General features: G+C 35.9%; 17 protein-coding genes. 2 read left to right on the forward strand and 15 right to left on the reverse strand.

The window, feature by feature from the left end; translation table 11 throughout:
* Positions 1-24 precede the first annotated feature (24 nt).
* The 5 genes from QZV03_RS01210 to QZV03_RS01230 are packed head-to-tail and all read right to left on the reverse strand — an operon-like array spanning position 25 to position 5,109.
* Positions 25-1,818 (reverse strand): DNA-directed DNA polymerase, encoded by a 1,794-nt coding sequence (locus QZV03_RS01210; protein ID WP_296873942.1) that lies wholly within the window; start codon positions 1,816-1,818, stop codon positions 25-27.
* On the reverse strand, positions 1,818-2,840 hold the full coding sequence (locus QZV03_RS01215; RefSeq protein ID WP_296873887.1) for an AI-2E family transporter: 1,023 nt from the start codon (positions 2,838-2,840) through the stop codon (positions 1,818-1,820). The genes QZV03_RS01210 and QZV03_RS01215 overlap by 1 nt, the downstream gene beginning before the upstream one ends.
* A gap of 10 nt (positions 2,841-2,850) precedes the next feature.
* The gene (locus QZV03_RS01220; protein ID WP_296873888.1) at positions 2,851-3,648 is read right to left on the reverse strand and encodes a dihydroorotate dehydrogenase electron transfer subunit; all 798 of its coding nucleotides are present in this window, start codon (positions 3,646-3,648) and stop codon (positions 2,851-2,853) included.
* Positions 3,641-4,546, reverse strand: a complete 906-nt coding sequence (locus tag QZV03_RS01225) for a dihydroorotate dehydrogenase (protein ID WP_296873889.1) — start codon at positions 4,544-4,546, stop codon at positions 3,641-3,643. Before QZV03_RS01225 ends, QZV03_RS01220 begins: the two co-directional genes overlap by 8 nt.
* A gap of 20 nt (positions 4,547-4,566) precedes the next feature.
* The gene (locus QZV03_RS01230) at positions 4,567-5,109 is read right to left on the reverse strand and encodes a glycosyl transferase (protein ID WP_296873890.1); all 543 of its coding nucleotides are present in this window, start codon (positions 5,107-5,109) and stop codon (positions 4,567-4,569) included.
* A 63-nt stretch (positions 5,110-5,172) separates the two neighbouring features.
* Here QZV03_RS01230 and QZV03_RS01235 point away from each other — a divergent pair, with 63 nt between their 5' ends.
* Complete coding sequence (locus tag QZV03_RS01235; protein ID WP_296873891.1) at positions 5,173-6,324, forward strand: NOP5/NOP56 family protein; 1,152 nt, start codon at positions 5,173-5,175, stop codon at positions 6,322-6,324.
* Between the two features lie 3 nt (positions 6,325-6,327).
* Positions 6,328-6,969, forward strand: coding sequence for a fibrillarin-like rRNA/tRNA 2'-O-methyltransferase (locus QZV03_RS01240; protein WP_296873892.1), 642 nt, complete (start codon positions 6,328-6,330; stop codon positions 6,967-6,969).
* A 652-nt stretch (positions 6,970-7,621) separates the two neighbouring features.
* On the opposite strand, the gene QZV03_RS01245 is transcribed toward QZV03_RS01240, so the two are convergent.
* The 10 genes from QZV03_RS01245 to QZV03_RS01290 all read right to left on the reverse strand — a co-directional run bounded on the left by QZV03_RS01245 (position 7,622) and on the right by QZV03_RS01290 (position 14,648).
* On the reverse strand, positions 7,622-8,245 hold the full coding sequence (locus QZV03_RS01245; protein ID WP_296873893.1) for a phosphopantothenoylcysteine decarboxylase: 624 nt from the start codon (positions 8,243-8,245) through the stop codon (positions 7,622-7,624).
* Positions 8,246-8,267: 22 nt separating this feature from the next.
* Positions 8,268-8,780, reverse strand: coding sequence for a flavoprotein (locus tag QZV03_RS01250; RefSeq protein WP_296873894.1), 513 nt, complete (start codon positions 8,778-8,780; stop codon positions 8,268-8,270).
* Positions 8,781-8,788: 8 nt separating this feature from the next.
* Positions 8,789-9,340, reverse strand: a complete 552-nt coding sequence (locus QZV03_RS01255; protein ID WP_296873895.1) for a hypothetical protein — start codon at positions 9,338-9,340, stop codon at positions 8,789-8,791.
* Between the two features lie 20 nt (positions 9,341-9,360).
* Positions 9,361-10,110, reverse strand: coding sequence for an endoglucanase (locus QZV03_RS01260; RefSeq protein ID WP_296873896.1), 750 nt, complete (start codon positions 10,108-10,110; stop codon positions 9,361-9,363).
* 61 nt (positions 10,111-10,171) lie between these two features.
* The gene (gene pheA, locus QZV03_RS01265) at positions 10,172-10,975 is read right to left on the reverse strand and encodes a prephenate dehydratase (protein WP_296873943.1); all 804 of its coding nucleotides are present in this window, start codon (positions 10,973-10,975) and stop codon (positions 10,172-10,174) included.
* A 41-nt stretch (positions 10,976-11,016) separates the two neighbouring features.
* Positions 11,017-11,820, reverse strand: coding sequence for a CBS domain-containing protein (locus QZV03_RS01270; protein ID WP_296873897.1), 804 nt, complete (start codon positions 11,818-11,820; stop codon positions 11,017-11,019).
* A 22-nt stretch (positions 11,821-11,842) separates the two neighbouring features.
* Complete coding sequence (locus tag QZV03_RS01275) at positions 11,843-12,781, reverse strand: CBS domain-containing protein (RefSeq protein WP_296873898.1); 939 nt, start codon at positions 12,779-12,781, stop codon at positions 11,843-11,845.
* A 63-nt stretch (positions 12,782-12,844) separates the two neighbouring features.
* A complete protein-coding gene (locus QZV03_RS01280; protein WP_296873899.1) occupies positions 12,845-13,543 on the reverse strand; it encodes a 7-carboxy-7-deazaguanine synthase QueE in 699 nt (232 codons plus the stop codon).
* Entirely contained in the window at positions 13,540-14,058 is a 519-nt protein-coding gene (locus QZV03_RS01285; RefSeq protein ID WP_296873900.1) for a 6-pyruvoyl tetrahydropterin synthase family protein, read from the reverse strand. The genes QZV03_RS01280 and QZV03_RS01285 overlap by 4 nt, the downstream gene beginning before the upstream one ends.
* On the reverse strand, positions 14,055-14,648 hold the full coding sequence (locus QZV03_RS01290; RefSeq protein ID WP_296873901.1) for a DUF366 family protein: 594 nt from the start codon (positions 14,646-14,648) through the stop codon (positions 14,055-14,057). Before QZV03_RS01290 ends, QZV03_RS01285 begins: the two co-directional genes overlap by 4 nt.
* Positions 14,649-14,920: the final 272 nt, after the last annotated feature.

The following is a 14,920-nucleotide window of genomic DNA, read 5'->3' on the forward strand; positions in this document are numbered from 1 at the left end:
ACAAATTTTAACTAAAAATAGAAATTATTTTCCATCATTCTTTTTGTATTTCGCATAAAAACCATCGGTATCCGCATATATAGTATAAAACCCATATTCTTCAGCTTTTTTTATTGATGATTTAATGTACTGTCTTCCCCATGATGTAATGGCCTTTGCACATTCAAATGAATACCATCTGAAACGCGGAAATCCATAGATACCATACATAGTATTTGCAAGTCTTTTAATGGCCTGCTGCTGTACATCCAAGGCAATTCTCTGCTGAGGATCGGTTGATGCCTTCATTTCACGTTTAATCCTGAACCTTTCCTGAAGGATCTTATCAATAACTGATGGAATAAAGCCTTGAGGTGATTTTTTAAATTTAATGCCATGTTCGGGAGATATGTTATATTCATCTTCATTGTCAATTTCACCCAGTGTCATTACATCCGGAGAAATGTTTTTTGAAATGATAATACTCGGATACAGACTTCTGAAATCGAACTGAACCAGATTTTCATGCAGACCCTTTTCGGGTTCACGCACATATCCACCCTCATTGTCTTCGGCTGATGCACGGTCCGCAAAGTTTGATCCCTGCTTGTTGGGAACAACCTCCTCGTCAAAATAAGCCTGCTTTACTAAAAACCATTCTGCCTGCTGACCTGTTGCCATACGGGAGACGTCAAACAAAGGCTGACCGATTATACGAGTAAGTTCCAGATTAAGTGGCAATGTCTGTTCTGCAATCTTTAAAGTTGATATTACATCATCCAGAGAGTAATCAAACAGGTTGTCCAGTTCCTCACCGCCATTGTCCCAGAACTCCCAGATTCTCTCTCCCGGAACATCTATTTTTTCCTCACCAAAGAGCTCATAATATACCCTTTCCAATGTATACCTGTCCAGTGTCATGTATCTTCTCATTACAAGATATATGTCAACATGAATCAGGCCCTTGAATGATGCGGCATTGGCATAGCCTCTACGGATGAATTTGACATCTGTCTCATCCATTCCAATGTCAAGGTCCACTTCAAGAATCTTTGCCCTTTCCTTGAGATATGGGAAATCAAAATTATCGGAGTTGTATCCCACTATAATGTCAACATTGTTCTCCTTGATGATTTTTACAAACTCTTCAATCATTTCCTTTTCTGAGCCCACCTGATTTACAAAGTCATCACGGTCCTCAGAGTTTGTCTTTGTAGATATGACCTGATTAACACCGAAATTGCTTGCAACGCCTATCATGATTATCTCATCGACTGATGAGTCCGGCATCCCACGGGGATTTCTGACCTCCAAATCGAAACTTAAAATTCTGAAGTCCTGAGGATACTCTTCCAAACGTGTCGGAGGTTCGGTCAACTTGATGATTTCAATGTCCTGGGTTTCACAGTCAAGGTCTAGGAATTTCTTCAGGCTGTCCCCTTTGGCCACAACTTCAGTCATTGGGATGATGTCCCTGTCCATCAGGTATCTTCTGTAAAACGGTATGTCAAATTCCCTGATTTGGATTACGGTTTCCAAATCCCTTAATGCATCCCTGCTTTTTGCAAGCTCCTGAGGATGATTGAATGTCACTTTGATGAACTCGGATTCAATCTGGAAATCCTTTTTGACAACCTTTTCAACATTCACGACATCAATATTTTCTTTGATTTCTGAAATGCAGTCTTCAATATCATCAGACACCACGTACAAATAAGGCTGGAATGTATCGTCAATTAGAATAACGTTTTTGTCCCCATCCTTAGAAAACAGTCTTATTACAGGCTTTCCGTCATAAGTAACATAATCAATGTCCAAAATTACCACATTTCTCTGCATCATGAATCCTCCATAAGATATTCCTTTCTGAAATTATCCAAAACGGCATAGGTGATTCCCAAAATCAACGGCCCTACAATGAATCCGACGATTCCATAAACCAGCGGCCCGGATAAGAATCCCACCAGCAATATAAGAGGGTGTATGTCGGCATAGTGACTTGACAGTGCAGGACGAATATACATATCCACGGTACTTAGGAAAAATCCAAACAGCAACACAACTACAGCCCTCGGATAGTTTCCGGAAATGACATCAATGAAAAACAGTGCCCAATATATCGGCCATGGGCCAAATACCGGAATCAACTGCAGAATTCCTGTAATCACGCCCAAAAATATTCCATATGGATATCCCAAAAGGGAATAGCCGATTGCAGCGAATATTCCGATGATTACTGAAGTCAGGAAGTGTCCATAGAATATGCTTCTCAAGACATTTTTAACTGACTCAACGGTCTGGTTAAAAAAGCCCATGGAATCCTCAGGCACGAATGACTTGATGAATTCAAGACAGTTGTCACCGTCACGGGTGAAATAGAATACTGAACAGACCAGAATGAACAAGTCAAGAGTAACGTTCATCAGACTGCTTAAAAACTTGACCAGATAATTTAAAACATAACTTCCAACCTGCTGAAGGGATGAATTCATGGATGCTGAAATGGAATTTATATCAAATTTCCATGGAAGATATGTTGAAACCATTGTCAGGGAATTGTTGATGTCCCTATATGAATTTGAAGCTAAAAATCCTGAAATCATACCTGAAAGCTCAACTACAATATAGATGACCAGCAGTATGAGGGGCACCAATATTACCACCATTGCCAAAAGAATGGAAACGGACTCGAACTTTAATTTGGACTGGATTTTACGGGCAACCGGACGAACTCCATAAGCCAGTATCGCACCTAAAATGATCATGTTCAAAACCGGAAACACAAACATTAAAGAAACGATTAATAAAAACAATACCAACAGTATCGGAGGAGTCAAGTGTTGCCTAATCTCAATTCCCATCTTTTCACCATTAATACTTTACACCGGAAGCGTCCCTTCTGTATTTTGCAAATTCTGTTATCTGTGATATCTTGTCGTTTTCAAAAACAGGTCCCTCTACACAGATTCTCCATCCCTCGCTGTCAACGCAGCACTGACCGCATACACCAAGTGCACATTTCATGTATCTTTCAAGTGAATACTGTGCAGGGATGTCGGATGCCTCAAGGATTTCAAATATTCCCTTCATCATTATTTCAGGTCCGCATACAAACCCATAATCATAGGAGTTGTCTTTAAGCAAATCCTCCAGACAATTTGTTGCAAAACCCTTAAATCCAAAGCTTCCATCATCAGTACACGGATAAACCTTAACGCCCTTATCTTCTAGTGAATCAATAAACAAAACTTCCTCTTTGGTTTGAGCTGCACTGATAACACTTACGTCATTGTTTTTTGCCAAATCATTTGCAATTGAATTCATTGGTGCCATACCAACTCCGCCACCGATTGCAATGACTTTTTTGCCCTCAAAGGAATTGTCAAATCCGTTACCGTAGCTTCCTCTGACACCAATCACATCGCCAACTTCAAGCTCATGCAACTGGGAGGTGAACTCTCCAATGTTTTTAACGGTAATTGTAAGTTCATCATCATTGATTTGTGATATGGACATTGGTTTTTCATTGTTGAAGTTCCAAATCATCAGAAACTCACCGGGATTAGGCTTTCCAAGTGTTTCAAAATCCCAATCGAACTTGAATGTCTTGATTGTAGGAGTCTCATCGATAATCTCTTTAATCTCTACGATTTTTGGTTCGTTAATCATGCGCAATCCCCACCATTTCATCAATTGAAGAATAACCTTTTTCGGCCATGAACTTTTCCAAATCCTGATTGATCTTGGCGAATACCTCTACACCTTCATCCATGATTGCGGTACCTATCTGCACTGCACGTGCTCCGGCAAATATGAACTCCACAACATCGGCAAATGTGTAAACGCCTCCAACACCAATCAACGGAATGTCAACCGCCTCATAAACTGAATATACATTACGTATTGCAATAGGCTTTATTGCCTTACCGCTCATTCCGCCAAACTTGTTTGAGAGAACCGGCTTTGCAACATCTATATTGATTTTCATGCCCGGACCCAATGTATTGATCAAGGACAGACAGTCCGCTCCCGCATCCTCGCAGGTTTTTGCAATTTCTGTAATGTCTGTGACATTAGGTGTAAGCTTTGCTATGATCGGAACGTCGCTTGCATCCTTTGATGCTGAAACGATTGTATGTGACAAATCACAGCTCTGACCGATTGATGCGCCGTAACCGTCCATTGCGTGAGGACATGAAATGTTCAGCTCAATCATGTCAACAAGGCCCTGAACCTCACTGACAAGTTCTGAAAACTCATCAGGTGTTGCACCGTAAATTGATGCTATTACGACATTGTTGTCCCTTTCGATTTTAGCCAATTCCTCTTTGAAGTTTTTAACACCAGGATTTGACAAACCGATTGCATTTATAATTCCTCCATCAACCGCAACTGTTGTAGGGTTTACATAACCTGGATGAGGATTCAGTGAAAATGATTTAGATACAACTCCTCCGGCACCGGATTTTAAAATCCAATTCATTGATGATGCATTGCTGCCCATAATCCCTGCAGCCAACATCAAAGGATTTCGAAATTCCACACCGCAAATATTTGTTTTTAACATAATATCAACTTTGTAATTAATTATTTATTAGTCTTTGTAAATTTATCAATTATTTCTTGATATTTTTCATTCTGCAATTTTAAACTTATAACATTGGTCTTGTTTGATTTGACAATTTCCTCATTGGCCTTTGACAAGTCATCTATTATCTGGTCCTGTTTTTCAATGATCAAATCCTTTTGTGCCAATAGCTCCTCATATGTTTTAGAGATTTTTCGAAGCTGAATTTCAAGCTCCTCTGAGTTTGATTTGATTTGAGTTTTATAATCGTCAATCAATGACCTGAGATAGCGGACCTGGTCCTGCTTGTCCTCTATGATTTTATCCTTTTCCACAAGTTTTTCGGACAAATCATCCAGTTCCTTGATTCTTGCCTTGTCATAGTCGATTTTTGTATCGAGCTTATCCTCCAGATTCTTCTTTTCATACTTTAATCTGGTGGAATATAACTTTAACTTGTTAATCTCCTCATTTTTTGCATCGAGTTCCATCGACAGCTCATCAATTTCGGCATTTTTAAGTTCAATTTCGTTTTTCAAATCTCTAAAACTCTGTTTTGACATGTTATTAATTTTTAAATTTCATCATAAAAATACTTATTAAAAATAAAATGAATAAATTATCTCATGGAATGCTATATAACTTATTGCGTTAAAGGTTTTTATGCTTTTGATAATGAAAATGAATTAATCTGTACGAAATTATTCCCAGAAGACGAAATAATCAATAGATTATCCGAAATTGACTCAAAACAAATTGTCACAGAGGAACTTGATATCATCAATGAAGTTTCTGCTGACTATGATGAGATTATCATCGAATCAAACAAAAGGCTGTCAGATTATGACAATGACAAAATCACAATCAAAACTCCAAATCGTGGCGGAGAATATTTGAGAGCCAACTTTGAAAAGTTTGATTTGGACAATGATGAATTAAGCAGAATTTATCAGAATTTTGCAATATATAAAATCAAAAAGGAATCTGCAAGCGAGGACAAACACCTGATTCAGGCCATCAATTCCATAGATGAGATTGATGAAAGCATTTCAAAATTGATTGAAAGAATACGGGAATGGTATGCACTGTACTTTCCGGAAATGGACACAATCAAAAACAACGAAACCTACATCAGGCTAATCTCACAAAACAAAAGCAAAGAGGAAATCATAAAGGCAAAACCGGACGCATTCCCCGGTGACATCATAGATTTAGATGAGGACATAAATCCAATAGATTTGGAGATAATGAACAATTATGCCAAATCCATCCATGAAATGCAAAAGACAAGAAGGGATATCGAAGATTACATCGATGCAAAAATGGAATCACTTGCCCCCAACTTAAGGCTGTTGGTCGGATCCAGTTTGGGCGCAAAACTGATATCACATGCAGGAGGAATAAAAAGACTAGCAATGTATCCTTCAAGCACAATTCAGATTATGGGCGCTGAAAAGGCATTGTTCAGACATTTGAAAAGTGGAGACCGTCCTCCAAAATACGGTTTAATCTACCAGCACCCACAGGTTAGAGGTGCAAAATGGTGGAACAGAGGTAAAATCGCAAGAATGCTTGCCGGAAAAATATCCCTGGCGGTTAGACGTGACGTGTTTACAAAGACATTTGATGAAAATGTATCCAATGAATTTATCGAAAAAGTTGAAGAGATAGAAAAAAACAATCCTTTTCCAACAAAAACAAGCAAAAAAAGAAAAGAAGAAAAGTCAAAATCCAAATCAAGGAAGAGAAAAGGTAAAAAGAAAAGGAAAAGGAGGTAGAGCATGAAAGTTTATTTTAAGGATGGAAACGTTGCAACCCGCAATCTATGTCCAGGAACATCTGTTTATGGAGAGGAACTGATAAGTGAAGGTGAGGAATATAGAATATGGAATCCTAGACGTTCAAAATTGGCTGCAGCCCTCCTGAACGGACTGGAAAATCTGGAGCTTGATGAGGCTTCAAAAGTGCTGTACCTAGGTGCCTCAACCGGAACAACAGTTTCACACATTTCAGACATTGTAATTGACGGGAAAATTTATGCTGTTGAATTTTCACCGACAACAGCCAAAAAATTGGTTCAGCTTTCACGTCAAAGACTTAATATCGCTCCAATCCTAGGTGACGCCACCAAACCCAAAGGATATTTGAACCTTGTTGAAAAGACTGACTTAGTATATTGTGATGTTGCCCAGCCAACACAGACCGAACTGTTTATGAGAAATATGAACCTGTTTGCAAAGGATGATGGTGTCGGTCTTTTAATGATTAAAGCTAGAAGTATTGATGTAGTACAAAAGCCCAAAAAGATTTTCAAACTACAAGAGCAAAAATTGAAAGAAAAAGGTTTTAAGATTATTGAAAAAGTCAAACTGGAACCTTACGAAAAAGACCATATTGCATTTCTTGTAGAAAAAAATTTTTAAACAAAACGACCCTCAATTGAGGTAAATTTTAGGTAAAAAATAGTTGTAATTAATTTAAAAAATTACTACAAAAAATGCTAAAAAGTATTACTTAGATAGCTTTTTATACTATAAAATTAAATATTATTATTGCTAATGCAAATAAAATAATAGTTCATTGAAACTGCCTTTAGGCTTATTCACTCTATTAGTCACTCCATTTAACTGAATCCTAAAGGCATGAACTACTTTTTAAATTTAACTGATTTTTAAGAGACTTTTTTTCAAAGATTGTTTTAATGTTTTTAAACTAAAAAGTATTACTAAATTAAGCTTATAATCTCATATAGAATAACTGATTTTACCTAAAATTAAAACCATCAAAAGAAAAACACCAAGACAAATTTTAGATTTTTTTGAAATTTACAAACGGAAAACAAAATTGATATGAAAATATAATCCAGATTTAAACCACAGATATGACATTTCAGTTTTGAAAAAATATTTCAGCAAGATCGCCATGACACTCAGGAAAAAAGTTCCATTATATGAAAAATATGATTAATTAAATTAATAGATTCAAATAAATTATGACAAATAATATATTGCCAATTAAAAATAAATAGAATTATAAAATAAAATAAATGATTATAAGTAAGACATATAGATGAACTTATAACTTTTTATAAATTACATCAAAAATGCTTTTGGAAATCTCTCTTTTTGAAGCCAAAGGCACAGTTAAAACCTCATCATCAACAATCAGGACCTCGTTGTTGTCAGATCCGAAATGACAATCATTTCTGGATATGTCATTGGCAATGACCAAATCGGTGCCCGCATTTTCAATCTGTCGCCTTGCACACTCAATGATTTCATCCTTTGAAATATTGAATTCGGCCTTAAATCCTACCAGAAATATGTCCGGGTTGATTTTTTTAATCTGACGGATAATTTTGGTTGTAGGTTTCAGGTTTAAGTTCAGAGAACTTGAAGAATCAATTTTCTTATCAGATTTTTGTCTGAATTCAAAATCAGAAACTGCAGCTGCAGATATGAAAATATCACAAGATGGAATCAATTTTAAGATCGCATCATTCATCTCGGCACTGGTTTCAACACGAACAACATCAAAAACAGATGGAATTTCAACACTGACGTTAGCGACAACCAGTTTTAAATCGGCCCCTCGAATGTATGCTTCACGGGCAAGTGCCAAACCCATTTTACCGGAGGATTTGTTGGTGATTCCCCTGACGGAATCGATGGGTTCATAAGTACCCCCAAGACTTATCAAAATCTTTTTACCTTTAATAGTATCAGTCCTTTTTATGTAAATTAATAGTTCTTAAAGATTCGAGAACAATATCATCTTTAGAAGGGAATTTGGCTTTGCCTTCATCCATTCTAGGTTTTATAAAGGTTGCTGATCCTTCCTGCTTTATCTTATCAATATTTTCCTTGACCGCACGATACATTGAATCATGCATTGAAGGAACAAAAATAATAGGGGTGTCGTGACCTTGAGCAGTAATTAAAAGAGTTGAGATGGGATTGTCGGCTATCTTATGTGCAAATTTGGAAATCGTATTTGCAGTAGCCGGCGCAACCAGTATCAAATCTTCCTGAGAATATTTCACATGTTCAATTTTACCGGTGAGCCTGGTTACAACTTCATTACCTGTTGCAAATTCCATAGCATTCGGATGAATGATTTCACATGCTGACTCACTCATGAAGCATTTGACTTCAGCACCATTTCTCCTAAGTTCACGAGCCAATTTAATTGATTCGGTAGCCGCAATACTACCTGTAACACACAATATAATCATCAAAGCACCTATGTGATTTTAATGTCGGATATAATATAATCGAATACATAGAGGTTTGATTCGAATTTGTCCAGTGGTGCACTATACAATAAAACATATGCCTGACCACCCTTTTCAAACCAAACTGCCTTGTGTTCACGTTCAACACCATTCTCGTTGGAAGTGTATATGTACTCCAATGATTCCCTATCCCCAATGACAGAGGCACCTGAGGAAACCAAATTGAATTTGGAATCGGAAGCCATTGACTTATAAGTTGAATTCACAAAGGTATTGAAATCTCCTTCAATAGGCTTTTTCTCAAAGTTAATGTTAACCTGACCTATTCCTGCGACATCAATTGAATCCAATTTAGAAATTGACATTATTGAATAATTTGAGGTTGCCTGTGAATAACCCCAATTAGAAGGATAATGAATTGTTAAACCTCCTTTTGACAACTCCAGAACCTCATTTCCATTATTTGTACTGCTGGAATTATTTGCGGCGCTTACACATGAAACCAAAAATATTATAAGAATAATAACTACTATACTACCTTTTAAAATTTTATTTTTCATAATATCACCTATACAGAGGATTATCCTCCATTTTCACCTTCGCTACCGCCAGAACCGTCACTGCTTCCTCCTCCGTCTCCGCCACTGTCATCACCTGACGGTGTCGGTGAAGGACTAGGAGTAGGCGTTACATCACTACTTGATGAGTCTGAACTTGAATCCGAACTGGAACTTGATGAGGAATCAGTTGATGTGTCCGTTGTAGTCTCAGTAGTGGTTTCTACATTATCATTAGTATTGGCTGCAGTCTGATTGTTATTTGTATTACTAGTGTAATTTGCAACAGTATTATTAACAACAGCGACAATTTCAGGGAATGCTGTATCTTGAACAGTGGCAACTGCTTCTCCACTGGCAACTGATCCGGTATCCAAATTAAAGATACCATAGGCAACACCTGCGGTAAATGCTACAATAAGTACTAGAATAGCAATAAATTTAAATGCTCCTCCGCCCACTGATGATTTTTTCTGCTTATTATACCTCACATCATCCTTTTTAGGATTTATGATATATTTCTGAACCAAATCCTGTTCCTGTTTTTTCCTATAATTGGCAGGTTTTTTACTTCTATTCTTATTCTTAGGAGCAGTTGATTTACCCTGCATAGATCTTATACGCCTGGTAGCTTCCATTGCATCAATTGAATTTAACTTATCTTCATATTTGGAACGGAAATATCTATACTTTTCTGAAGAAATCTTTCCAGAATTGTAATCTGATTCCAAACTGCTCATTACTTGAAGAAGTTTATCTCTTTCATCTGACATGCCTACCCTCCCTGAAACTATTATGAAGTAATTTATATTAAAACAATAATTTAAATGTTACCTAAAATTTAGGATATGAACCTAGAACTTTTAAAAAATAGGTATTTTCCCCAATTTCTTCAATAATATCCTTAACCAAATCATCATCATTATGGCCTTCAAAGTCAACAAAGAACAGATATTTGCCCAAACCTTTTTTTGATGGCCTAGACTCGATTTTGGTCAGGTTAATGTCATTTTTTTGAAAGATTCCCAGAATATTGTATAACCCACCAGGACGATCCTCATAAATCGAAAATATAATTGAAGTCTTGTCACTGCCTGTGATTTTGTGACTTTCATTTGACAATACTACAAAACGGGTAGCGTTATTGTCAGTATCCTGGATATTCGGCTCGAGAATTTCAAGACCATATAATTCCGCCGCCTTGGTATTTCCAATGGCAGCTTTTGACCTGTCCCCTATTATGCTTTTTGCAGCGTTTGCAGTACTTATCGCATAATGAGGCTGAAGCCTATGTTCCTGAATAAATTCCCTGCATTGGGATATCGCCTGCTCATGAGAATAGACATCCTCAATATCTTCCATGACACATCCCGGATTTACAATGAAATTCTGATTTATCGGAATGATGATTTCATTAAATATTTTCAAATCATACTTGTGAGCCAATGAATCAAGTGTTATTCCAACAGGCCCCTCTATAGAGTTTTCAATGGGAACCACACCGAAATCACATTCATTATTCTGGACACTTTCCATTACAGCAGGAATTGTACAATAAGAAATCAGCTCGTCGCCCAACATACTGGCGGCTTCATGAGTAAATGTTCCGTTAGGACCTAGAAATGATATTAAAGTAATACTTAGACCCCCTATTAAAAAAAAATAAAAAAAAGAGATATTTAAGATTCTAATTTTTGAATTAGTCTTAAAATATCGGTTTGTGTTATAATACCAACTACATTACCATCTTCAACAACAGGCAAACCGTTGTATCCGGTTTCAATCATTATTTTGGCAACTTCAGATATTGTAGCGTCTTTTGAGGTAACCTTCGGATTGACGGACATTATGTCTTCAACCAGAAGTTCCTTGATTTGAGATTTTTGGTATTTTTCAGGTACTTTTTTTCTAAAGTCAATGAAAGCTCTCATTAAATCTTTAGATGTAATCATACCAACCAAATCCTCATCGTCAACTACAGGCACTCTGCCCACATGAGAGTCAATCATTTGTCGCCTTGCATGAACGATTCTTTCAGTTGGTGATACTGTTATTAAATCTTTGGACATGATTTCCTTAACAGCAATCTTATCAAAAGCAATTCCTACAGCAAGAGTTACAAAATCAGCCTTGGATACGATTCCTACCATCTGGTCATCTTCATCCATTACCGGAACGGAACCTATACCATTATCCAACATTAATTTTGCCACTTCATCCAATTGCATTGTCTGAGGAACTGTAAATACATCTTTAACCATTACAGATGAAATATGAAGTCTTGATGCAGGCATGCTTTCATATTTTGAAGAACCAAGCTTAGCTGCAATGTCCCTTTCGGAAACAATTCCAACTAACTCTTTGTTATTGGTTACTGGCAAACGTGAAACATTATGTTTACGTAATAATTTCAAAGCATCAGAAAGATTTTGATCTTTGTCTATGGTAATAATATCCTCAGACATCAAATTCTTAATTTGCATATTATCATCTCCTTTTATGTGTTTAATATCTTTTAACTGCGTTTAATATGTCTCTTTCAGTAATGATTCCAATTACTTCATCATCTTTGACAACTGGAACTCCACCAATGTTTTTCTCTGAAAAGAGTTCGCATAAATCTCCAATACTCATTGTAGGTTCAACGGTAACTGGTTCTTTAGCCATGATATCTGAAATTTTGGTTTGTTCCAATACTTCACTTGCTAAATTGGAATTTAAATTGTCGAACAATTCTTTAGCATTTAGGAATCTGATAACATCGGTAGAAGTTAAGATACCTAACAATTTTTTAGCAGCTTTGGATATATCTGCTTCACCACCGATAATTGGAATTCTTCTTAAACCGTTTCTAACCATAATTTTACATGCACCTTCTAATGGTGTTCCAGGAGTTGTGGTGAAAACTTTTGGACTCATGAAGTCTTGAACGATGTCTTTACCTGCTACACCAGCTAATGATAAAGCAATGTCCCTTTCAGTTACGATACCTGCAAGTTTACCGTCAGCATCAACGAGAGGTAAAGCACCTAACTGATTAGCTAACATTGCTTCAATTGTTTCAGCAATAGAAGCCTTGTTTGACAAAGTGATTAAATCACGAGTCATAATTTCTTTTACTGGTTCGTTAATAGCTGCTAGGAAATTGTCCTCGTATTTTTTCTCAATGATATTGAATTTTTTTCCTCCACCAAAGAAATCCAATATATCCATTACGGTTACAATACCTAATAATTTACCAGAACCAGGATCAGTGATTGGTAATCTTCTAAATTCATGTTCCATCATTACTTTTGCAGTGTCTTTAATACTTTTTGAAGGAGGAATTGAAACAACATCTCTGGTTGCAATAGCCATGATGTCTCCTTCTTTGTCATGAACTTTGGTTTGACGTTCAACTGCGCCTGTGTTTGATTTTCTATTAACAGATGTTTTATCTTTCATTTTGACACCTCTTTATACATTGCAATCAAAAAATAAAATCAATAAACATTTTAAAAACAAAATTCACTCAATATCCAAAATCTTATGGATTTGAGGAATGGTGGAAACTTCAAAATATTGCCCAACAACTTCGGAAAACTCAAATAATTTAAAATTAAGGTCTTTCCATTCTCCTAATGGACTAGAAGGTTGGATAATTATTTTAAGGTTGCTTTTGTTTGAAATATTTTGTGATAATTTTTCAACTACCTCTTTAAATGACTTTATTTTTGTTGACGGCAATATAACTACTTTACAATATACATTTATAGCATTTGTTATTAATAAATTTAGTGATTTAATTTCATTTAAAAAAATTGAATTATCAAATTCACCATCAAAATGCTCCGGCAACTTAATATCCAGAGAAACAATGTCCAATCTCTCAATGGAAGCAATTTTCTCAGGCAATGTGCCGTTGGTTTCAAGCATTATTTTTAAATCAAAATTTTTACTCACTTCAGATATGAAGTCAGGATATAAACTTGGCTCACCTCCAGTAAATGAAATGGTTTTACAATCTGGAGTCAATAATTTGTTTATTTCCTCCACAACCTCATCAGGAGTCATCATACTACCTGATGAAACGGATTTACTATCATCGGTGTCGCAATAGTTGCAGTTCAGATTGCATCCGGCAAACCTTACAAAAATCTGCCTTTCACCTATTAAAAGGCCTTCACCCTGAAATGAAGAGAATATTTCAATAATTGGAGCTTTCATTCTAACTCTTTCCTGTATTCAGCACCCTGACCTATTCCCTCATTCACACATACTGAAATATATTTCAGATTGTCATAGCTTTCCGCCAACTTTTTAGCCAAACTTTCAGCGAAAAACTTGGAAAGCTCTTCAGCAGAAGTGTATGGAAGAGGCAGCAACACACAATCCACAGAAGGAATTGTATATCCCTTATCCTCAATTTTAAAGAAAACAGATTTTTGCTTTTTCAAATCAAAAATTGAATCTTTTTTCTTGTCAAAATCCTTAAATTCGATTAAATCATTGTAAACAGGAATCAATAATCTGTGATCAAGTTCGTCACAAATCGCCTTTGTATAACTTTTAACATCTTTAAAGTCAACCACAAAACTGAATTCTCCAGCCCTTTCGCCTTCAATCTCAACATCAACAAAATAGGAATGGCCATGTATAAATCCGCAGGATTCATGTCCAGGAATTACATGTGCTGAAGAGAATCGTAAATTTGATTGTATACCATTAACTAAAATTTTCATCCTAACACCTTGGTTTTACTAATATCCTTTTCAATTGTTTCCAACTCATCAATAAACCTATCAACTGTTTTATTGATTAATTCCAACAAATTATTTTCATCAAAAACTTGTTTATTATTTATTTTTATATCATATAAACCTATTGTTTTGACATCACTTGGAGTCCCCTTATCTTCAAGATTCAGGGCAAAATGGATTTTTGCTGAACTTAATGACACACTGGCGATTGAGATTGACAGTTTTCTGCCATCCACAAAAATATCATCACCCTCACGAGTGGTTTTTACTCCATATTCAGTGAGAATTTCTCTAAAAATCATTACCAGCAATCTTTGTCTTAAATAAGCAATCCTCATATTTGTTGGCTGCTGGTCAAAGAACTCACAAATGAAATTCACCATATAATTTGATTTGATCTCCAAACCGACATCAGCAAAGTCCTTTAAGTTATCAGGAGTGATGTTTACCGGACCAATCCATGTCACGATTGATGATCCGTAAATTCCAAATTCCTGAAATGCCCATGAAGGGTTGATTTGACTTCCGTCATATTCAAAAATTTCATCAACATGTTTATGAGTAATTGTCATGATAAAACCTACATTAATTTTCAAGGTTAATATTTGTATCCGGCAAGTATTAAATTATCTATTTTACAAAATTGTTGAATTTGAAGTGATAAATGTAGATGATTAAGATTGGATATTGGAAACTCAATTAGAAGTATTGAAATAATTGAAATTATACTCAATATAATAAAAGTTTAATTGGAAAGTTGTAAGATAAAAATAGCTTGGTTTAATTAAAATGTGATGTAAAAAAATAAGAAAAATAAAATAAGAGATTATTTTTAATCCCCTAT

This window comes from uncultured Methanobrevibacter sp. (genome assembly GCF_902788255.1).
Lineage (GTDB): Archaea > Methanobacteriota > Methanobacteria > Methanobacteriales > Methanobacteriaceae > Methanocatella.